Genomic DNA, 426 nt, shown 5'->3' on the forward strand with positions numbered 1-426 from the left:
ATAGCGTGAAATCAGGTATTCGCGATCTTCCGTCATCCGAACTAGATGATTGAGGGTCAACTTTCGAAGTACCAGTCCCCGTGTGACTGCGGTGTTCGCGCGATCAGCGAGGTTGTGAAAATGAGCACGCACCTTTTCGGGGGAATCACCTGAAGAGAGCAAGAACGCATTGAGGTAGAGTTCAATTGCGTGGATTGCACAGAGTCGCGCCGGCGCGCGCGATATCGGCTGTCGCGGTCGTCCCTTGAGAATTAAGCCCTCTGCAGCCGAGTGATACTCGGCTGCCAATGCGAAAATCTCTAGTGGGCTGGCGTTGGTGCCCGGGTAGGTGCTGGCAATCTCGTCCTTCATCCAGCCTTCATGGCTTGCGAAATCGACAAAAATTTGACCGACATAGGAAGTCACTGGTGTTTCCGCCGCCCCATG

1 protein-coding gene is annotated in these 426 nt (G+C 54.5%); it reads right to left on the minus strand.

What is annotated here, in order from left to right; translation table 11 throughout:
• Nucleotides 1–405, minus strand: a 405-nt coding sequence (locus ACH13J_RS18385; protein WP_397544793.1) for a hypothetical protein, incomplete at its 3' end; no start/stop codon positions are given.
• Nucleotides 406–426: the final 21 nt, after the last annotated feature.

This window comes from Roseovarius salis, from assembly GCF_044472985.1.
GTDB lineage: Bacteria > Pseudomonadota > Alphaproteobacteria > Rhodobacterales > Rhodobacteraceae > Roseovarius > Roseovarius salis.